The organism is Pseudoalteromonas sp. PAST1, from assembly GCF_021532515.1.
Taxonomy (GTDB): Bacteria; Pseudomonadota; Gammaproteobacteria; order Enterobacterales; family Alteromonadaceae; genus Pseudoalteromonas; species Pseudoalteromonas simplex.
In genome coordinates, this window is the sequence record NZ_JAKGBH010000027.1 from 1 (window position 1) to 20,207 (window position 20,207).

At 40.4% G+C, this 20,207-nt stretch carries 18 protein-coding genes and 1 pseudogene; 15 read left to right on the plus strand and 4 right to left on the minus strand.

Features of this window, described 5'->3' with window-relative positions; translation table 11 throughout:
- Positions 1-126 precede the first annotated feature (126 nt).
- The 7 genes and pseudogenes from L1272_RS13910 to rluF form a co-directional block, all read left to right on the plus strand.
- A pseudogene (locus L1272_RS13910) lies at positions 127-264 on the plus strand (glycogen/starch/alpha-glucan phosphorylase); the annotation flags it as partial.
- An 18-nt stretch (positions 265-282) separates the two neighbouring features.
- Complete coding sequence (glgC, locus tag L1272_RS13915) at positions 283-1,581, plus strand: glucose-1-phosphate adenylyltransferase (protein WP_054551973.1); 1,299 nt, start codon at positions 283-285, stop codon at positions 1,579-1,581.
- A gap of 123 nt (positions 1,582-1,704) precedes the next feature.
- Complete coding sequence (locus L1272_RS13920) at positions 1,705-3,243, plus strand: glycogen synthase (RefSeq protein ID WP_235373694.1); 1,539 nt, start codon at positions 1,705-1,707, stop codon at positions 3,241-3,243.
- A 91-nt stretch (positions 3,244-3,334) separates the two neighbouring features.
- The gene (locus tag L1272_RS13925; protein WP_235373695.1) at positions 3,335-4,549 is read left to right on the plus strand and encodes an EAL and HDOD domain-containing protein; all 1,215 of its coding nucleotides are present in this window, start codon (positions 3,335-3,337) and stop codon (positions 4,547-4,549) included.
- 7 nt (positions 4,550-4,556) lie between these two features.
- Positions 4,557-5,639, plus strand: a complete 1,083-nt coding sequence (locus L1272_RS13930) for a DUF418 domain-containing protein (RefSeq protein WP_235373696.1) — start codon at positions 4,557-4,559, stop codon at positions 5,637-5,639.
- A gap of 50 nt (positions 5,640-5,689) precedes the next feature.
- Positions 5,690-6,769 carry an ABC transporter substrate-binding protein gene (locus L1272_RS13935; RefSeq protein WP_235373697.1) on the plus strand — a complete coding sequence of 360 codons (1,080 nt, stop codon included), beginning with the start codon at positions 5,690-5,692 and terminating at the stop codon, positions 6,767-6,769.
- Positions 6,770-6,858: 89 nt separating this feature from the next.
- Complete coding sequence (gene rluF, locus L1272_RS13940; RefSeq protein WP_054551977.1) at positions 6,859-7,803, plus strand: 23S rRNA pseudouridine(2604) synthase RluF; 945 nt, start codon at positions 6,859-6,861, stop codon at positions 7,801-7,803.
- A gap of 73 nt (positions 7,804-7,876) precedes the next feature.
- Here rluF and L1272_RS13945 read toward each other — a convergent pair whose 3' ends face one another.
- From L1272_RS13945 to L1272_RS13955, 3 genes are all read right to left on the minus strand, one after another.
- The gene (locus L1272_RS13945) at positions 7,877-8,419 is read right to left on the minus strand and encodes a hypothetical protein (RefSeq protein WP_235373698.1); all 543 of its coding nucleotides are present in this window, start codon (positions 8,417-8,419) and stop codon (positions 7,877-7,879) included.
- 663 nt (positions 8,420-9,082) lie between these two features.
- Entirely contained in the window at positions 9,083-12,154 is a 3,072-nt protein-coding gene (locus L1272_RS13950) for an efflux RND transporter permease subunit (protein ID WP_235373722.1), read from the minus strand.
- Positions 12,154-13,239 (minus strand): efflux RND transporter periplasmic adaptor subunit, encoded by a 1,086-nt coding sequence (locus L1272_RS13955; RefSeq protein WP_235373699.1) that lies wholly within the window; start codon positions 13,237-13,239, stop codon positions 12,154-12,156. Before L1272_RS13955 ends, L1272_RS13950 begins: the two co-directional genes overlap by 1 nt.
- 117 nt (positions 13,240-13,356) lie before the next feature.
- Here L1272_RS13955 and L1272_RS13960 point away from each other — a divergent pair, with 117 nt between their 5' ends.
- Together L1272_RS13960 and L1272_RS13965 are read left to right on the plus strand one after the other, a co-directional pair.
- On the plus strand, positions 13,357-14,268 hold the full coding sequence (locus L1272_RS13960) for a LysR family transcriptional regulator (RefSeq protein WP_119852979.1): 912 nt from the start codon (positions 13,357-13,359) through the stop codon (positions 14,266-14,268).
- The gene (locus L1272_RS13965) at positions 14,252-14,560 is read left to right on the plus strand and encodes an MGMT family protein (RefSeq protein ID WP_054562368.1); all 309 of its coding nucleotides are present in this window, start codon (positions 14,252-14,254) and stop codon (positions 14,558-14,560) included. Before L1272_RS13960 ends, L1272_RS13965 begins: the two co-directional genes overlap by 17 nt.
- Here L1272_RS13965 and trhA read toward each other — a convergent pair.
- Positions 14,557-15,186 carry a PAQR family membrane homeostasis protein TrhA gene (gene trhA / locus L1272_RS13970; protein ID WP_054551983.1) on the minus strand — a complete coding sequence of 210 codons (630 nt, stop codon included), beginning with the start codon at positions 15,184-15,186 and terminating at the stop codon, positions 14,557-14,559. The genes L1272_RS13965 and trhA overlap by 4 nt on opposite strands.
- 258 nt (positions 15,187-15,444) lie before the next feature.
- On the opposite strand from trhA, the gene L1272_RS13975 reads away from it, so the two are divergent.
- The 6 genes from L1272_RS13975 to phrB all read left to right on the plus strand — a co-directional run bounded on the left by L1272_RS13975 (position 15,445) and on the right by phrB (position 20,207).
- Complete coding sequence (locus L1272_RS13975) at positions 15,445-15,723, plus strand: hypothetical protein (protein ID WP_063707548.1); 279 nt, start codon at positions 15,445-15,447, stop codon at positions 15,721-15,723.
- 221 nt (positions 15,724-15,944) lie between these two features.
- Complete coding sequence (locus tag L1272_RS13980; RefSeq protein ID WP_235373700.1) at positions 15,945-16,523, plus strand: LON peptidase substrate-binding domain-containing protein; 579 nt, start codon at positions 15,945-15,947, stop codon at positions 16,521-16,523.
- Positions 16,524-16,585: 62 nt separating this feature from the next.
- Positions 16,586-17,209: a sigma-70 family RNA polymerase sigma factor gene (locus L1272_RS13985; RefSeq protein ID WP_054551986.1), complete on the plus strand. Its 624-nt coding sequence runs from the start codon at positions 16,586-16,588 to the stop codon at positions 17,207-17,209.
- A complete protein-coding gene (locus tag L1272_RS13990) occupies positions 17,202-17,852 on the plus strand; it encodes a ChrR family anti-sigma-E factor (protein WP_235373701.1) in 651 nt (216 codons plus the stop codon). Before L1272_RS13985 ends, L1272_RS13990 begins: the two co-directional genes overlap by 8 nt.
- Positions 17,853-17,862: 10 nt before the next feature.
- Positions 17,863-18,816, plus strand: coding sequence for a YbgA family protein (locus L1272_RS13995; protein ID WP_235373702.1), 954 nt, complete (start codon positions 17,863-17,865; stop codon positions 18,814-18,816).
- Positions 18,816-20,207 (plus strand): deoxyribodipyrimidine photo-lyase, encoded by a 1,392-nt coding sequence (gene phrB / locus L1272_RS14000; protein WP_235373703.1) that lies wholly within the window; start codon positions 18,816-18,818, stop codon positions 20,205-20,207. The genes L1272_RS13995 and phrB overlap by 1 nt, the downstream gene beginning before the upstream one ends.

The window sequence follows — 20,207 nt, forward strand, 5'->3', positions numbered from 1 at the left end:
CCAATTAGGTGAAAGGTTGATTTACCTAAATCAATACCTATGACTTTTGCAACTGACATGATGGTTTCCTCCTGTAATAGCCAACACTATGAGTTTAGCTAATGGGTGGGGCGTACCATCTAATTAATGAGTATTTTGAATACTGCAGCCAGTGGCATGTTTTCGAGCGATAGGACCATTAGTCAATACAGTGACGACATCTGGCATTTGGAGCCATTAATGGATACTAGTGCACAGCAAAACACACAGAAGAAAAGCAGCTAGCTTAAGACGGAGAGAGTTATGCCAAGTTATGCAAACCGATATATAAGTAGTTTAACAAGAGAAACGTATGCCCTCATCCTAGCAGGAGGGCGAGGTTCACGTTTACATGAATTAACAGACTGGCGTGCTAAACCAGCAGTCTATTTTGGTGGTAAACACCGAATCATCGACTTTCCACTGTCGAACTGTATAAATTCAGGTATTCGTCGAGTTGGTATTGCTACTCAATATAAGTCGCACTCGTTAATTCGTCACGTAAATCGTGCATGGGGCCATTTCAAAAAAGAATTGGGGGAATCAGTTGAAATACTTCCTGCCTCTCAGCGAAATGGAGATGACTGGTATTGTGGTACAGCTGATGCGGTATTCCAAAATATGGATATTATCCGCCATGAGCTGCCTAAGTATGTGATGATCCTCTCGGGTGACCACGTTTATTGTATGGACTACGGTGGTTTGTTGGCTAAACACGTTGAGACAGGTGCTGATATGACGGTATGTTGTATTGAGGTACCTTGCGAAGAAGCTGCAGATACATTTGGTGTAATGACAGTTGATGAAAGCAATCGTGTTCGTCGTTTTGATGAAAAACCTGCTGAGCCTACTTCTGTGCCTGGTAAGCCAGGGACCTGTTTAGCATCAATGGGTAACTATATTTTCAATACTGAGTTCTTATTTGAACAATTGAAAAAAGACGCAGAAACTGAAGGTTCTGGCCGAGATTTCGGTCACGATATTATCCCTGCTATCATCGAAGAGCATAACGTATTTGCCTATCCGTTTAGAGATGTACATGATGGTCAGCCATACTGGCGCGATGTGGGTACACTTGACTCATTCTGGGAAGCCAACATGGAGCTGGTAATGCCACAGCCACAGCTTGACCTTTATGATCCAAAATGGCCAATTTGGACTTATCAAGAGCAGTTACCACCTGCTAAATTCATTTTTGATGATGATGACAGACGTGGTATGGCTGTTGATTCAACAGTATCAGGTGGCTGTATTATTTCTGGTTCTAAAGTTAAGAAGTCACTACTTTTCTCGAATGTATATGTTCATTCATTCTGTGAAATCGAAGAATCAGTGATATTACCAGGTGTTAAGATCAACCGAAATTGTAAGATTAGGCGTGCTATTATTGACCGTAACTGTGAGATCCCCGAAGGACTTGAAATCGGTTACGATAACAAAGTCGACAAAGAAAATGGCTTTAGAGTCTCGAAAAAAGGGATTGTGCTGGTCACTCGTGATATGTTGAATGAGCTTGCAAAGAAGTTAGAGCAACAAGAGCAAGATAATAAACGCCTTGCTTAAGCAATCGCGCTAAGACAAAAAGGGAGGGCATGTCCCTCCTTTATTTATATTTGAATAATACCAGTTTGCTTAATTAAGTATTATTGCCAATTGGTATAAAAGTTTTATGGAGTACTGCAAAGCATGCATGTATTGATGGTAGCTGCAGAGAATGATGCATTACCGAATGCAAAAGTCGGTGGTGTAGCGGATGTTGTTAGAGATTGCCCTAAAGCGTTAGTAGAAAAAGGCCTTAGTGTTGATGTGGTGATCCCAGATTATGGCTTTGAGTATTTAGAGCGGCATCACATAGGTGTAGTGCACGTGCCCTTTGCAGGTCATATGCAAAAACTGGATGTGTGGAAGCTTGCTAAAAGTGAAGAAGGTATAACGCAACTGCTTATTTCTAATTGGGAATTTAGCCGCCATAACGGCGCTGTTTATTGTAATGATGAACCGGGCCGTCCGTTTGCAACCGATGCAAGTAAGTTTGCTCTTTTTAACGCTGCTGTTTGCGAAGCCTTATTACAAGGGCTTATTCGCACGCCGGATGTTGTTCACTTACATGATTGGCACAGTGCTTGTGTTGCTCTATTACTTAAATCAGATAGCCGCTATAGAAAACTAGCGCACTTATTTTTAGCTTACACAGTACATAACCTTGCATTGCAAGGGATACGTCCTTTCAAAGGTGATAGCTCAAGCCTAGAAGCCTGGTTCCCAAGTTTAGGTTATAACGGCGAAAGGTTATGCGATCCGCGCTATTTTGATTGCTTTAACCCAATGCGTACTGCTATTAACCTGGTTGATAAAGTACACCTTGTTTCGCCAACTTATTGCCAAGAAGTACTGCGTCCAAGTGATGCTGAAAAAGGCTTTTTTGGTGGTGAGGGACTTGAAGCTGACTTGCAGGCTGCCTATGAACAAGGGCGTGTAGTGGGCATTCTTAATGGTTGCGAGTACCCAGGAATGAAGCTTGAAGACATCAGCTTAGCGAGTCTTTATCAACATGCCGAAAATGCGTTATTTCAATGGATGGCAAAAAGCCCAGTATTAGATTCAAGCTATTACATAGCGCATCAACGATTACTTCAATTTAAAACACGGCCGTTTTCTGGGCCATTAGTAACCAGTGTGGGTCGTTTAACGGACCAAAAAGCACTGTTACTTCGTCAGCCTTATGATAAAGGGCTTGTGTTAGATGAGTTATGTCAGCGTTTAAAACAACATAACGGCTACATGATTATTTTAGGCTCAGGGGATACTGAACTTGAGCACATCATGACATCAGTTATGGCACGTCAAGATAACCTGCTATTTTTAAAAGGTTATGCGCATTATGTTGGTGAATACATGTACCACTTAGGCGATTTATTTTTAATGCCAAGTTCATTTGAGCCGTGCGGTATTAGCCAGATGTTAGCAATGCGAGCAGGACAGCCGTGCTTAGTACATGGTGTAGGTGGTTTACGTGATACAGTAGAACATCATGTGAGTGGTTTTAGTTTCCAAGGCGAGAGTTTGGCATCACAAAGCTACGAACTTGTTACTAGTTTTAGTGATGCGCTTGAGCTTAAAAAATCGCAACCAGAAAAATGGTGCTCAATATGTGAACAGGCAAGAAATGCCCGTTTTACGTGGCAATCCGTTGCAGAAGGCTATTTATCTGGCTTATATCAATAAAAAGTAAGTGATTCATGGTAATTAGGTGACTTTTTTACCAATTTCAGCTATTAATTACTTAGTGTGATATAAAATAAGAAAAGTAGGTAAAGTGGCTGTATTTGTTGCTAGGCAAGCGGTCTTTAATCGTCGTCAACAAGTTGTCGCCTATGAGCTACTATTTAGAGATAGTTTACAAAATAGTTTTCCTGATGTGTCAGAGAGCACGGCAACGGCTCGCCTAATTATGGAAAACCAGCTCAATTTAGGTACTCGTCATATAACGTCGGGTAAAAAAGCATTAATTAATATTGGTCCAGAGTCTTTGAAGCTGGACCTTTGCGCATTTTTGCCAACAAATGATGTCGTGATTGAGTTACTTGAAACCATTGAGCCAACGGACGAAAATTACGAATATTGCCGTGAGTTATTTCATAACAACTATAAATTAGCGTTGGATGATTTTGTTTACCAACCCGAATGGGACCGTTTTTTAAAACTTATTCGTTTAATAAAGTTTGATGTTCAGCAAACCCCTTTTGAAGAATTGGCCCCGATTGTTCATAAATTAAAAAAGTATCAAAAGATAAAGCTATTAGCTGAAAAACTCGAAACAGCTGATGATTACGAAAAAGCGTATAAAATGGGCTTTGATTTTTTTCAGGGTTATTTTTTTGCTAAACCGAAGATGATTCAGCATCGTGATATTGATTACAATTATGCGCTGGTATTATCGATTTATGCACAAGTCATGCGCCCAGATCCAGATATCAGTGAAATCGCTGGTTTGTTTTCTTTAGATACTGCACTTGCTTATAAACTGTTACGTTTAATAAATAGCGGTGTTTTTCCTATAAAGAGTAAAATTGGCTCATTAAAACAAGCGCTTGTTTATTTAGGTCATGAACGACTTAAAAAGTTTGTTAGCCTAATTATTACTGCCCACAGTGCCCAGTCAAAACCAGCCGAGTTGACTCGGCTTTGTGTTGTAAGAGCCCGTTTTTGTGAATTAATCGCTCAGCGTGTTGCTAAACAGCAAACTGGTGAGGCATTTTTAACAGGGCTATTTTCATTACTTGATGCCATATTAGATCAACCTATGGAAAAGTTATTGGATAGATTGCCGTTTCCTGACGAAATTCATGCCGCTCTCATGCAAGAAAAAAATATCCTCTATTACATACTTGAAACGGTTAAAGCGTACGAAACTGGTAGCTGGTGGGCGCTTGAACAGGCTGTTGCCTATCTAAGCATTGAAAGCGCAGATCTTCCCAAGATATACGAAAATGCAGTAAATTGGAGTGATAGCTGCAGGCAAAACCTATAAGGGATTTATGCGCAATATAAATATGGATGTGTTACGGGGTATTGCGGTACTCGGCTTGATGTTTATGAACATCTACACCTTTGCTGTGTTTGAGTATGACTATACCCCAAGTGCTACGCCACCCTTTTCAGACTCGCTAATTTTCACTATTAATACCGTGTTTATTGATGGGCGTTTTAGAAGCCTTTTTTGCTTGTTATTCGGAGCATCTTTAGTTATTCAATGGCAGCTTTGGCAAAATGTTGAAAAACAACATAAACGGCTAAAAGTTTTGGCATTTATAGGCCTTGCCCATGGTTTTTTATTATGGGCTGGTGATATTTTGTTTATTTATGCTTGTGCAGGCTGGTTAACGCTTAAATTTAGTCAGCAAGATGAAGAAAAAAACTTGCGTATAGGTCTGTTGTTTTTATTTATCGGCGCCCTTATTTCATTCTTACTTGCCTTTGTAGAGCCAGATTTTAACCCTGTAACGAGAAGCTCTGAGAGTTTCTTAATGGCGTATGATGCAGCGTATTCTTCTTACTTCGCAGGATTCGTCAGTAACTTTTTGATATTTATCATAATGCTTATTGCTGTACCCCTTATCACTGTGTGGATGGCCGCAGGGTTAATGATGATGGGTGTCTATTTATACAAGAAAGGCGTATTTGTTCAGGGTTTAACAAACTCCCAGTTCAAGTTGATTGTTCCAGCTGCGATAAGTTTAACGGCCCTGAGATTAATAATCGATCCAAACCAGAGTGTCTTTATGTACGCGATTGTAGAACCAATTAATTGGTTGGCTGCTTTATCCATGGCTATTTTTTATTGCCACATTATTGTGAAAGTAGTTAAGAATATCCCTAATAACTGGTTGCTGCTACAGCAAGCTGGGCGTATGTCATTGACGTTATATTTGATGCAAACAGTCATATTTATATTGTTTTTTAAAGTTGTATTTCCTACTGCTGCGCTTAGCTTTGATAGAATAGATTACTGGTTAGTTATTGCTGTTATGCTTGTTTTTCAATTGTTTTTTTGTAAAGTGTATAGTATGTATTTTAAACACGGTCCGTGCGAGTTAATTTGGCGAAAATTATCTAATTAATTCCTCGTATACAATAATTATAATAGAGTGAGGCGGTAATGCGGATTTGCTTGTTTGTTCTAACCTTGCTTAGCTATTCACCGCTATATGCTGGCGAGCAATTCTCTGTGCTGTTAGTTAACCCCTCAGTTAAAAGTGATTTATTTTGGCAAAGAGTGACTAATGTGATGCAGGTTGCTGCCAAGCAAAATAATGTCGCTCTTACAACAATTTATGGCGGTGGAAATCGCCACATTCAATTAGCTGAGCTGAAACAATACCTGCAATATAACGCTAAACCCGACTACGCAATTTTAATTAATTACCCAGGTGGTGCAGAGCAGTCAATGACCTTGCTTGAGCAGCACAAAATTAAATTTATCACCCTTGAAGAAACGATTGTTGGCGTAGAGCGAGACGAAGTCGGTAAACCCCGTCAGCGCTTTAAGTATTGGTTAGGTGAAGTATTTCACAATAACTTCAAAGCCGGTGAGCAACTTGGCAAAGCCTTACTTGATGAGGCAATAAATACAAAGCAAACGCCTCATTTTGTTGCTATTAATGGCCATTATGGTACTGAATCTGACACCCGCAGTGATGGCCTCGTTCATTATTTACGTAAACAAGATGTTGAGCTTGAGCAAGTTGTCTATGCAAATTGGAGTAAGCAGGAGGCTGCGAATAAAGTAAGTCGATTATTGCAACGACACCCTGATAGCAATGTGATTTGGTGTGCGTCTGATTTAATGGCGCAAGGCGCCCTAGAAGCTGTGAAAGGTAAAACAGATAAAGCCTATTTCATAGGTGGCATAGACTGGCTTGATGATAATTTAGACTTAATTGAACAACAAAAACTCACGGCCAGTGTTGGCGGGCATTTTATGATGGGAGCGTGGGCACTAATTAGCGTGGTCGATCATCATAATGGCAACCCTTATTGGCAAAATCACGATGCGATTAAGTTTCAGCTTGGGGTGATCACAAAGCACAATATTCAAAGTTATCGCTGGCTGAGAAATATCAAAGATTGGTCGGTTATCCCTTTTGAAGCCTTCTTACTGCAAAACAGTAAAAGCACTGAGTACGCCTTCGATTTTGATACGCTACATAGTTTATTGAGCGAAAAGCCCAAAAACGCAGCGCAACACTAAAAGTGTAGTCAAAGAGCCTAGATTCTACCTAGCTTGGTAAAGGCTTCTGGTATAAACTAGCTGCTTTAAAATCCAGACAGAAGTGTGCCATGACAGAGTTAAAGCGATTAAATAAATTTATCAGTGAAACAGGTTTTTGTTCACGCCGTGAGGCAGATAAATATATTGAAGAAGGTCGTGTTACTGTTAACGGCAACTTGCCTGAAATGGGCGTAAAAGTCAGTGACGCCGATGATGTACTTATTGATGGCAAACCTTTAAAAGCAAAGCCTAAGCTGGTTTATATTGCCTATAACAAACCAGTTGGTATTACTTGTACGACTGAGCGAAAAATCCAAAGCAATATTGTTAAAGCAGTTAATTACCCCGAGCGTATTTTCCCAATTGGACGCTTAGATAGACCTTCAGAAGGCTTAATTTTCTTAACTAACGAAGGCGACATCGTTAATAAAATTCTTCGTGCTGGTAATAATCATGAAAAAGAATACGTAGTAACGGTTGATAAACCACTTAATCGCCAGTTCGTTAATAAGATGGCAAATGGTATTCCTATCCTCGATACCGTTACTAAAAAGTGTAAGGTTAAACAAACCGGCCCGCAGCAATTTACCATTGTGCTAACACAAGGCTTAAACCGCCAAATACGCCGTATGTGTGAATATTTAGGCTATGAAGTGGTGACTTTAAAGCGCACACGAATTATGAACGTGACCCTAAAGGGTTTAAAAGTAGGGCAGTGGCGTCACTTAACCGAACAAGAAATGGCTGAGATCAATAACTCAATTGCAGATTCAGGTAAAACGGAAGAGCGTTCAATTGATGAAAACAAACAGCCAACGCAAGCTCGTGCGAAGCAAAAGCCACGCAATGAAGAAGAAAAAAAGCGCGACTTTTCTAAATACGTGAAAAAAGCACGCAATGATGCCAAGCAAGGCCAATCAAGATCAAAAGCTGGCAATCCACACTCATCAAAACCAAATCAAACGAAGCGTAGCAGTACTAAACGTACAGGTACATTAAGCCTGAAAAAGTAAGCTTCAGCGCATTAGAGCCCTGACTAGTCTTTACTGGTTCCCTTCAGGGTTCTAAATGATACTGATTTCAACCTTAGCCTTTATTAGGGTAAATAGCATCATCTTCAAGACGGTCTCTTTTCTGTTTAAATTCTTTTTTAGTGAGTTTTTTCGCGATAATATCGATAAGTTGATGTTTTCTTACAAAGAATAGCTCTTTTGTATGGGTATCTTCAAATAGTAATAGCGCTACTTTATTGTTTTTAACACTTGCTTCAATCAATTTGAGTCCATTCACAATCAAGTTAGGTCTAAAATACAGAGCAATTTGACTGTGTTGTGGAAAGTCATAATGAGATTCAACAGTGCGGTTTGAAACAGAATCACACTCGAGCTCTAAATCGGCTGATTGTTGCCCTTCACAAATATCTGCGATTGGCGTGCCGATTTCCCCAAAAATCCATCTTGAGTTAAATATCAATCCATTTTGTCCTTCAATTGCTAAAATAGCATCAGATAAAGTTTCAACGGCAACGTGAAAAGCCACATTAGACTCATGCTGATAGTATGCTTTTTCATTGGCACTTAAAGTACCACTGAGTATTGCAATCAATAAGTAAAAACCACTTCTAAACATCTTAATTCTTCAAGTACTAAATCAGCAGAAATAGGTTAGCACACAAGCTGATAAGTTAATCATTAAACAGACACCCACTTTATTTAGAGCCATAACCAGATCATCAAAATGGATAGCCACGTTAAATAAATTTCACGAAAGCTAGTGCGCTTCCCCAAAAATGGACACCCACTTTAAATGGAAATCCACTTTAAAAGTAACTAGACAGCCATCTTAAATAACGTTAACTAGACACCCACCTTAACCCACCTTAAATAACAAAAATTTATGCTAGACACAGGCGAGCTCTCGGCACCCGACTTTACCGAGAATAATAAATAAGTTAATGATTGATAGCTGACCAATGTTTCACGACTAATAAACTGGGTTATCAATGGCTACTTTTCAGAATGTATTTATCTTTATTGCATCCCTATTGTTTGTTGGTTATGGGGTGTTGGGGTTATTAACGAATAAAATTCGTGTAGGTAGCTGAAGCTATATAGGAAGTATCACTACCATCCATAAGCACCAAGAACCAGTGCGTTTTTATTTTTGGTGTTGCTTATTTTTATTTGCTGGCTGTGGCGGATTTTATTACCTTATTGTTTATTAAATTAAAAGGTAATAAAGAAAAGCCCTAACAGTTTGCTGATAGGGCTTTTGGTTGAGAGTCAATCTGTATTAATTAGCGTGACGCTGTTTAGGTACTTTGATCTTAAAAAGCATGGTATAAAGCACAGGCACAACAATTAGTGTCAGCACTGTCGCAAAACCAAGACCAAACATAATGGTTACCGCCATTGACTGGAAGAATACGTCAAATAGCAGTGGGATCATGCCTAAAATGGTGGTAATTGCTGCCATCGCTACAGGGCGAACACGGCTTACACCTGAGTCAAATACTGCTTTGTAAGGGGCTTTGCCGCTATCAAGTTCAAGGTTAATTTGATCAACTAATACAATGCCGTTTTTGATGAGCATACCGCTTAAGCTCAGTAAGCCAAGCAATGCCATGAAGCTAAATGCTGCATTCATTAGTAATAAACCAGCTGATACACCCACAATGGCAAGTGGCACTGTTGCCCAAATCACTAGAGGCTTTTTAACTGAATTGAACAGCAATACAGTTATAGCGAACATGGCTAAGTAACCAAGAGGTAATGAGCCAAAAATCGCTTTTTGCGCATCTGTTGATGACTCATATTCGCCGCCCCATTGCAATTCATAGCCACGAGGTAGTTCAATAGCTTCTATGTCTTTGCGAACACGTGCAAACAGCTTCGCTGGAGTTTCATCGCCAATAACATCGTGGTCGGCCATTACAGTGATGGTACGCTTACGGTCACGTCGCATGATCAAGCTGTCTTCCCACTCAACAACAAAATCATCAACCACTTGTGTCACCGGAACAAACACTCCTAACACTGGGCTGTAAATTTGTAAGTCACGCAAGCTTTCAACGTTTAAACGCTCTTCAGCAGGTGAGCGAGCAATAATTGGCAGCATTTGTGTGCCGTCTTTATAAACACCCACTTGTTTACCCGATAAGCTAGTTAACAGCAGTTGATCAAGGTCAGATTTGGCAATTCCTAAACGACGGGCTTTTTGCTCGTTAAATTGCGGACGAATTAACTTCGAGCGAGCACGCCAATCGTCACGAATATTAAATGCCCCCGCATCTTGATGCAGAATGTCTTTCGCCTCTTTTGCTAATTGGCGAAGTACCACAGGATCAGCACCAGAAAAACGCGCTTCAATTTTTGCATCTGTTGATGGGCCAATTTCCATACGTTTTACTTTGAGCTGAGCATCAAGTACATGCTCGTGTTGGTAATCGCGTACTTTTTTGATCATGGTTGTAACAGCTTCGCGGTCTTTTACTCGAATAATCAATTGCCCATAAGCTGGGTATGATTTTTCAGGTGCGTAAGTCAGCATGAAACGCGGTGCACCTTGACCAACCGTTGTGGTTATTTCTTCAACCAGTGGGTCGGCTTGTAAGAATTTTTCGAGCTTTGCAACACCATCCATAGTGGTATGAATATCAGCGCCTTGCGTATGCCAATAATCAACATAAAACATAGGAGTATTCGATGCTGGGAAGAACGACTGCTTGATAAATTTAAAGCCATGAACTGAGCTAACAAGCATGATCACCATCAGCAGTAGCGTGGTTTTACGGTACCGCATTGCTGTATGCAACACGCCTTTATAAACATTGAAAATAACACCTTGATAAGGGTCTTCATCGTGATGCGGCTGTTTTTCAGTGGCTTGTTTAAACATTAAATCAGCGAAAAAAGGCGTTAAAGTAATAGCTGTGATCCAGCTTAGTAACAAGGAAATAAACAACACCCAGAACAAGCTGCCAGCAAACTCACCACTGGCATCTGAACTCAAGCCAATCGGCGCAAAGGCAGTAATTGCAATAACCGTAGCCCCCAGTAATGGCCACTTGGTTTGATTAACAATGTTAGTCGCCGCTTGCAGTTTTGTTTGTCCGCGCTTGAGGTTAATTAATATACCTTCGGTAACCACAATGGCATTATCTACCAGCATCCCTAAGGCAATGATTAAAGCACCAAGCGAAATCCGCTGTAAATCAATGGCAAATAACTTCATGAAAATGAAGGTACCTAATACGGTCAGTAGCAGTATTACACCAATCAATACGCCACTTTTAAAGCCCATAAATATTAAAAGTACAATAATAACGATGGCAACAGCTTCAAGTAGGCTGATAATAAAGCCACTAACTGACTTCTCAACCTCTTCTGGTTGGTTATAAACGCTGTTAATTTCCATACCATGTGGTCGTTGATACTCTAGTGACGCTAAATGGGCATCAATATTTGCACCTACATCAACAACGTTAACGCCAGTGCTAAACGACACACCTACCAGTAGTGCTTGCTGCTGGTTATAGCGAATAATATTGTTAGGGACTTCTGCGTACTCACGAAAAACGGTGGCAACGTCACCTAAGTAAATAAGCTCATTTTCACCAGGCTTAGAAATCAGTAGGTTTTCGAGCTCTTTTACGTCTTTAAATTCACCGGTTGGGTGTAAGCGAATTGATTCATCGCCAACACGCACTTTACCAGCGTTCGACACGCTATTTTGAGTTTGTAAAAGTTGATAAATACGATTAGGCGAAATACCTAACTGGGCAAGCTTGCGGGTTGAAATCTCAACCATAACTTGTGCTTGTTGCTCACCACCCACTGTTACTTTACTAACGCCATCAACCAAAACAAGTTCACGTTTTAAATAATCAACGTAATCTTTAAGCTCATCGTAAGAATAACCATCGCCAGTGACTGCATACATCACCCCGTATACATCACCAAAGTCATCCATAATCTTGCTTGGATAAACACCTGAGGGCATCGACGATGCCTGATCATTGATTTTACGACGCAGTTCGTCCCATATTTGGCGTAAGTCTTGTTTACGATAAATGCTTTTCATCTCGACGGTAATTTGCGATTTACCCGGTGATGAAATACTGGTTACGTAATCAACATACGGTAGCTGCTGAATTGCATTTTCAATAGGGAAGGTGACTTCTTCTTCAACCTGCTGCGGTGACGCGCCCGGATAAAGGGTGATCACCATGGCTTTTTTTAGGGTGAATTCAGGGTCTTCAAGTTGTCCTAAGCCAAAGTAAGCGACGGTTCCACCAATAAGTAGAAACAGCGCGAACATCCAGCTAATGACTTTTCTTTCAATAGCGAGTGCAGCAAAGCTCATTATAAGCCTCGCTCTTTTTGCCATGGACGCACTTTCATGCCTTCTTCTAAAAAGTGCACACCAGCAGCCACAACGATTTGGCCTTCTTTAATACCTGATAGTACTTCAATGCCATCACGGTGTAATTGGCCAACTTCAACAGCTTGCTTGTGCACTAAACCGGTGTTTTCGTCATAAATCCACACAAAGCTGTTGTCGTTTTCAGACTTGGTAGGCTCTGAGAATACCGCCTCAACAGGCAGCAATGTATAAGGTGATTGTGAACTGGTGATTTTGCTTAAGTCTATATCAACGCGGCCAGTCATACCGGCAAGTAGATTAAAATCTTCTGGCACAGGTAATGAAAACACAACTTTATACGTTAAAGTAATTGGGTCGGCTTGGGTATCAAACTCTTTAATGGTTAATTGATATGACTTGTTTGGATAACCATCAAATACAACATCAGGTTGATAGTGAGCGTCTTTATCGATGCGTGCAATGAGTTTTTCAGGCACTTGAATAACCACATCCATTAGGTCGCGGGTTTCAAGGCGTAGGATGTTTTGTTTTGCTTGAATGTTTTCAAAGTTTTTCACAAATACCTTTGCCACAGTACCCGCGAACGGCGCGCGTAATTCGCTATTATCTAGGTTGGTTTTGGCAATTTTAAGCGCTGACTCAGCAACTTGTTTATTAGCAAGGGCTTGGTCTAACTCAGATTGGCTGGCAATTGAGCGGTTAAATAGCTTTTGCACACGCTCAAGTTGAGACGCTGCAAGTTCATAACGTGCTTTGCGCTCATCATATTGCAGTTGAAAATCCTCAGGATCCAGTTTGGCTAAAAGCTGGTCTTTCTCAACGTGTTGGCCCGCAAGAGCAGGGAACTCAAGTAACTCACCATTTACTCGAAAGGCAAGGTAAGATCCTTGGTTAGCAACCACTTCAGCAGGAAAGCTGCGAATGCTCTGCTCCGAATTATTACCAATATTAAACAGTTTTACAGGGCGAACTACCGGCTCTGCTTCACCTTGTTTTGCTTGCTCTGAACATGCCGCAAGTAACAGAAACATACTGCTCATTAATACGGCGGGCGCCAATCTCATTGTCTTCTCCATAGATAAGAAAGCATAAATTTGCTGCAGGATACGCTGCAAAGATATAAAATAAAAATTATTAAATTTTAGAAACAGCATAAGTTTTATTTATATAGTTTGCCATTAATGAATTTAAATCAATTAATCATTCTAGATGCTATTGTGCAAAGCTCTAGTTTGAGCCAAGCCGCACTTAAATTGCATAAGACTCAACCCGCGCTCACGTTAGCAATTAAAAAGCTAGAATCAGAGCTAGGGTTTGAGCTACTAGACCGAAGTCAATACAGGTTACACCTAACAGAAAAAGGCCGTATTTTTTATCGTGAGGCCCGCTTATTACTTAATGCAAACAGTGAGTTAAGCTCACTTGCTAAAGAACTGGCACTAGGGAATGAAGCCAATTATAAAATTTGCTATGAGCAGCTTTGCCATCAAAACAGTTATAACCAAGTGATCAGCCAAACCTTTAAACGTTTTGCCAGTACAGAGTTTAGTATTTCTTCAGGGAAGCGTTTTGTATCTCTTGAGCAGGTTAATAGTCATCAGGCTGATTTAGGAATTGGCCCGTGGTTTGATTTGTTTCATGCAACAGGGGATCTCGAAAGTTTACCGATTGGTAAATTTGATATCGGTATTGTCAGTGCGCCTGATGTGGTGCCTTGTGAAATCAGTTTTGCAGATATTCAAAATTACCCGTGTTTGGCCATGTTTGAAAGCGACTTGAGTTTTGACAGTGATAGGCTTTCTTATACGCTAGGCTCTGCATTAATGAAAATTGACGATATAACCAGTGTTAAGTCATTTTTACTTTCTGGTGCGGGCTGGGCAATGATCAGTTTGCAACATTGCCAAGCCGAAATCGACGCTGGTTTATTGCAGCAAATTAAAATTGTCGATCGTGAACACCAGTTTGGCGCAGAAATTCGTGTATTTAGACAGCACTCGGTTCATCATGGCCCTGTTGCAAGAGCCATTTGGCAAGATTTTAGCGAGGTCAGTAAACACTATTTGGAGTCGAGTCGTGCAGCAGGCAACTAAAGAAGATTTAATTTACACCATTATTTGTGCCATTCCTGAGGGGAAAGTTGCCAGTTATGGGCAAGTAGCAAAACTTGCGGGATACCCTAATAACTCAAGGTTAGTGGGACGGTTATTAAAAGTAATGCCTGAAGGCTCAAGCATTCCATGGCATCGGGTGGTTAATAGTCAGGGTAAAATATCGTTTCCTGAAGGCAGCAATAAACACCTCGAGCAACGACAAAAACTACTAAGTGAAGGTGTTACTTTTAATAAAGCTAAAATTAATATGCGCCTGCACCAGTGGGACTAATAAACATACAAGCTAATTGATAGGTAATGACAAACACAGCCAACTAACACGAATACATGCCAAATAGCATGGCTGTAATGGCGGGTTTTAGCGCTGTAAAACACAGTGCCTAAACTGTACGCAATCCCGCCAGCTAGCAGCCACCATAAAGCGCTTAAATCAAGGTTCAAATAAAGTGGGTAAACAAGTGCTAATGCAAACCAGCCCATCAATAAATAGGTAGCGAGAGAGACTTTTTTATTCGTGTTTTTGACCAGTAATTTATACGCAACCCCACTCAGCGCTAAAGACCAAATAAATACCAAAGCGGCAATTGCCCAAGCCCCAGATAACGAAATAACTAAATAAGGCGTGTAGGTACCGGCAATAAGCAAGTAAATCGCACAGTGGTCACATTTTTTATAAATGGCTCGTATGCGCTCTCTGGTACTGGCGTGATATAAGGTCGAGGCTAAAAATAATACCAGTAGACTTGAGCCATACACGATGGCGCTCACCGTAGCTGACACAACTTTAGATTGTGAAATTAAGTCCCACAGTACATATACCGAAAACAGGACTCCCATGCCGTGAGTAAGCACATTAAGTTGTTCTTCTTGGTGTGAATAAGGGAGTTGTTCTGTCATATCTATCTACTAAAAATGAGTGAATAAAACAGTTTCAGTGTACAAGTGTGCGCTGAAGTTGGCAATGCTTATTTTTTCACTAAATGTTGGTCAAAATATTTAAATTCGTTGGTTTTATTAACCAACCCTGAATGCGCTTAAAAAATTAATTTATTTTTAAATCGTTAAAAATCAATAATTTAAAAAATATTTTCAGGGTGGCACAACCTTTGATTAAGTAATTACGACTAATTACTTAAAGAGACAAGGAATACCACTATGAATAACTCACTTAAATTAACTACTGCTGCGTTACTTGTATTAGGGTCAACTCAAGCAAGCGCTACTGACTTTGAATTAGATATCAGCAACACAATTACACAATCTGTTAAAAGCTACGTTCAACAAGCAAGCATTGAGTTGAAAGAAAGCGTAATGAACAGCATTGAGTTTGATGCTCAAAAGTTACTAGATACTTACATGAGTGAAGATGCAATCGCTTCGAAAGAAGACGAAGTAAAAATTGCTCAAGCTCCTAAAGCAACAAACAAGCAGTAAGGAAACAAGACAATGAGTAGTGAAATCAGCTTATTTTTACTTATGGTTGCACCGGTTTTGAGTTTACTCAGTGCGTATGCATCAATCGAATTATTTCGTAACGTTGCGCAATGGTTCAACTTCTAGAGTACAAAGGTAGATATTAAGATTTCATGAAATATTGATCGGCGGATTAAAAACGCACGTAATTAAAGGCATGTGGTTTTAGAATAGTAGACTTTATGAACCGTGCGATTTTTCCTTTACCGGTTTTTATTTTACCAGAAGGGTTCACCAAGCTAAGAATTTTTGAGCAGCGTTACTTAACGATGGTTAAAGAAGCTGTACAAGATAATACAGGTTTTGTGCTGTGCACTTACCAACACGACACAGATCTTAACTTGCCCGAAATAGGTTGTTTAGTGCAAATAACCGACTTCAATCAAGATGATAGTGGCCAATTACTAATTGATGTTTATGCTGAACATGCAGTGTCTATGTATAACGCATATCAGGATAAGCAGCAACTACGCCATGCTGACATCGAACTAATTACATCGCCTTCATGGTATGTAAACACACCAATCAATGACGAAAACACTCTATTGAGCGACACGCTTCGTGCTGTGTTTGCAAATCAGCCTGATTTAGCTGGTCTTTATAAAACCCCACAATTTGATAACCTTGCTTGGGTTGTTGCCCGCTGGCTCGAAATTTTGCCTATTTCATTAGTTAAAAAACAACAACTTGCCTTTAAATCTAATTTTGAAAACTTGCTAAGTTTCCTCCATACTCTAATTAACAACGAATTTACTGATTAATGTGATCTCACATCAACTTTTTGGCGTATAAGTTTTTACGACAATAATTGGATGACACAAAGATGGTAAGTCAACAACTTCAAACCGGTTGTAAACCTAACACAGGTCAATATTCTGCCATGCCAGATACACCAAGCAAAGAGCTTGCTGATGCCTTATTTGCTGTAGCAACGCACCGTGATAAGCGTGCGTTTGCTGTGCTGTTCCAATATTTTTCGCCAAAAATAAAACGTTTTGGGATCAAACAATTTGGCTCTGAAGCGCAAGCGATGGAATTAGTTCAAGAAACCCTTACCTCTGTATGGCGCAAAGCGCATCTTTACCACAAAGAGAAAGGTGCGGCGACAACCTGGGTGTATACCGTGATGCGTAATGCTTCTTTCGATATGCTCAGAAAAATGAAAAGCAGTAAAGAAGAGTGTATTAGCGAAGATATCTGGCCATTGATAGATGAAGCGGAGCCGGGCCAACACGAATTTAGTGACCATTTAGAAGATAAACAGATTAAACAATACCTTGATAAATTACCCCTTGCGCAACGAGAGGTTGTGCGCGGTGTATATTTCCAAGATATGTCGCAAGAACAGCTTGCTGAACATTTAAATATTCCCGTAGGCACAGTGAAATCTCGTCTTCGCTTAGCCTTGCAGAAGTTACGCAATGAAATGGGAGATCACCATGATTAAGCACCATCCTAGCAACGAATTACTTGCCAAGTTCAGTGAAGGTAATTTACCTGCCACTTTGAGTGTTGCAGTCGCTATTCATGTTGAAATGTGTCCTGTGTGTCAAAAAGAGCTCGCTGCGCTTGAAGCGAAAAATGCAGACAATGTATTTACTGAATCAGCTACCGACTTGGATAATATGTTCGATCAAACACTTTTTGATGCCATCACCGCTGATGAAACGATTGATGAAGTGTACGAGCAAGAGCAGGTATCGGTTAATGTTAAAGACAAAACCTACACCTTACCCAGAGCGCTCACGCGTATTGGCCACAGCAAGTTTATGCAAATTGGTAAGCTTGCCCGCTCTCGTATTGATTTAGAGGATGGTCCATTACGAGCAAGCTTGCTTCATATTGATGCGGGTGGTGAAATTCCAGATCACACACATACAGGTTTTGAGCTCACTTTATTATTAGATGGGGAGTTTAGTGATGAAGACGGACACTATGTACCAGGTGACTTTATGATGTTAGATGGTCGTCACAATCACACACCAAAAACGATTGAAGGGTGCTTGTGCTTTACAGTTGTAAGTAGTGCCCTACACTTCAATAAAGGTATTAGTAAATTACTGAACCCAATTGGTAATCTTATCTATTAGTAGAGTTTATATGCAGCAATCGACAATTAAAATTGGTTTAAGCGCCTGCTTAGCAGGCGACAAGGTTCGCTTTGACAGCGGGCACAAAAAATCTAATTTTTGCATGGATGAGTTGGCTAACCATGTTGAATATAAAAAGTTTTGTCCTGAAGTAGCGGTAGGGTTGCCAATCCCTCGGCCAACGATCCGCCAAGTGCGTGTTGGCGATACTATTAAAGTGTGCCGCCCAGATGGCACTGGCGATGTTGGTCCTAAGTTAACAGAATACGGTAAACGCGTTGCCACAGAACAAACGGCAGAATTAAGTGGCTTTGTATTTTGCGCGAAAAGTCCTAGTTGCGGTATGGAACGAATTAAAATCTACAATGAAGCGGGTACAGGTAACACCTCGGAAGGCGTTGGCTTTTTTGCAGAGCAAATAATGGCACATAACCCATTGTTACCATGCGAAGAAAACGGTCGTTTAAATGATATTCACCTTCGCGAAAACTTTGTAATGCGTGTTTATACCTACAAGCACTGGCAAACATTAAGCGAACAACCACTCACAGTACATCGATTGACTCAGTTTCATGCCCAATATAAGTACTTATTGATGGCTCATAACTACGAAGCTTACCGTAGTCTAGGAAATCTACTTGGCACTTTTGATGGCGAAGATATCCAAACTTTGGCTGATGAATATATTTTAGGGTTAATGACAGCCCTTAAAAAACCGGCTTCACGTAAAAATAACGCAAATACCTTAATGCATTTGCAAGGTTATTTTAAAAAATCGCTTTCTAAGATTGAAAAGCAAGAACTACGTGATGCCATCGATGAATATCGCCAAGGCTTGGTGCCACTATACGTACCACTTACGCTAATTAAGCATCATTTAAAAGTGCATCCAAACGAGTATCTTGCTAAGCAAGTGTATCTTGACCCCTATCCGAACGAATTAAAACTACGCTACGGAATTTAATGAATACATTATTTTGGTTTAGGCGCGATCTGCGCCTTTTTAATAACGACGCCTTGTATCATGCAATCGAAAATGGTTGCAGAAATGCGGTATTTTTTATTACTGAAAAGCAATGGCAAAAGCATGATGTAGCAGCTATTCAGCTAGATTTATTAAAGCGTAGGCTTAGCTTCTTGGGGGAGCTTTTAGCTAGCAAAGGTATTGAATTACATATTATTGATGCAGCTGATTACGCAGGCTGTGTTGAAAAATTAGCGTCATTTTGCGAGCAGCATCAAGTAAAAAATGTATACGCTAACAACGAATATGAGCTTAACGAGGTAAACCGAGATAAAGCCTTTTTACAGCACGCTTACAGCAATGGGATTGCTTTTTACGCATACGACGGCGATGTGATTGCGCCGCCGGGAAGCATTAAAAATCAAAGCGGTGAGATGTTCAAAGTATTTACGCCATTTAAAAATGCATGGTTAAAAGTTTATCAAGACACCCACTTTTATTTTGCTGAACCACCGCAGATGTTTGAGCCCACTGAGTGGCAGCCAAATGAGTTATTGGCCCCAGACGGCAGCTCAGAAAAATGGCCTGTTGATGATGAAACGCTCAGCCACGTTTGCGCGCGCTTTATAGAAGAAAAACTCGCAACATATCAAGACCAACGAGATATCCCAAGCATTAAAGGCACCTCTGGTTTAAGTCCATATTTAGCCCTTGGTATTGTCAGCGTTCATCAATTATTGGCACTGATCCAGCAGCGCCATCCTGATGTACTACGCAGCAGTAAGAGCAATTTATTTTGTTGGGTTAACGAATTGATTTGGCGTGAGTTTTATCGCCATCTTATCGCGATTTATCCAAACCTAAATAAGTACGAAAATTTTAATGATAAATACAACGCTGTGAAATGGCGTGATGATGACAGCGACTTTAAAGCATGGTGCGAAGGTAAAACAGGCTACCCGTTAGTTGATGCTGCAATGAGGCAGCTTCTGCAAACTGGCTGGATGCATAACCGATTACGCATGGTGGTTGCGAGCTTTTTAACCAAGCATTTATTAATTGATTGGCGTAAAGGCGAGCGTTTTTTTATGCAGCACCTAATAGACGGCGACCTTGCATCTAATAACGGTGGCTGGCAATGGGCTGCTAGTACAGGGTGTGATGCTCAGCCATATTTCCGAATTTTTAACCCTATCAGCCAAAGCGAGCGGTTTGATCCAGATGGTGAATTTATCCGTAAATATTTACCAGAGCTGGAAAAAATACCTGCTAAGCAAATCCATTTTCCGCATGATTATCTAGCGAAACAGGGTAAGTCGAGCAGTTATTGGCCAGCAATTGTTGATCATAAAGCCGCACGAGAGCGAGCGCTTAACGCATTTAAGGTGTGA

Coding starts and splice junctions, on each gene's coding strand:
- L1272_RS13945 (WP_235373698.1), bottom strand. CDS start 8,419: ATGTTTAGAAGTGGTTTTTACTTATTGATTGCAATACTCAGTGGTACT.
- L1272_RS13930 (WP_235373696.1), top strand. CDS start 4,557: ATGCGCAATATAAATATGGATGTGTTACGGGGTATTGCGGTACTCGGC.
- L1272_RS13920 (WP_235373694.1), top strand. CDS start 1,705: ATGCATGTATTGATGGTAGCTGCAGAGAATGATGCATTACCGAATGCA.
- L1272_RS13985 (WP_054551986.1), top strand. CDS start 16,586: ATGGTAAGTCAACAACTTCAAACCGGTTGTAAACCTAACACAGGTCAA.
- L1272_RS13995 (WP_235373702.1), top strand. CDS start 17,863: ATGCAGCAATCGACAATTAAAATTGGTTTAAGCGCCTGCTTAGCAGGC.
- glgC (WP_054551973.1), top strand. CDS start 283: ATGCCAAGTTATGCAAACCGATATATAAGTAGTTTAACAAGAGAAACG.
- L1272_RS13955 (WP_235373699.1), bottom strand. CDS start 13,239: ATGAGATTGGCGCCCGCCGTATTAATGAGCAGTATGTTTCTGTTACTT.
- L1272_RS13975 (WP_063707548.1), top strand. CDS start 15,445: ATGAATAACTCACTTAAATTAACTACTGCTGCGTTACTTGTATTAGGG.
- L1272_RS13990 (WP_235373701.1), top strand. CDS start 17,202: ATGATTAAGCACCATCCTAGCAACGAATTACTTGCCAAGTTCAGTGAA.
- phrB (WP_235373703.1), top strand. CDS start 18,816: ATGAATACATTATTTTGGTTTAGGCGCGATCTGCGCCTTTTTAATAAC.
- trhA (WP_054551983.1), bottom strand. CDS start 15,186: ATGACAGAACAACTCCCTTATTCACACCAAGAAGAACAACTTAATGTG.
- L1272_RS13980 (WP_235373700.1), top strand. CDS start 15,945: ATGAACCGTGCGATTTTTCCTTTACCGGTTTTTATTTTACCAGAAGGG.
- L1272_RS13950 (WP_235373722.1), bottom strand. CDS start 12,154: ATGAGCTTTGCTGCACTCGCTATTGAAAGAAAAGTCATTAGCTGGATG.
- rluF (WP_054551977.1), top strand. CDS start 6,859: ATGACAGAGTTAAAGCGATTAAATAAATTTATCAGTGAAACAGGTTTT.
- L1272_RS13960 (WP_119852979.1), top strand. CDS start 13,357: ATGAATTTAAATCAATTAATCATTCTAGATGCTATTGTGCAAAGCTCT.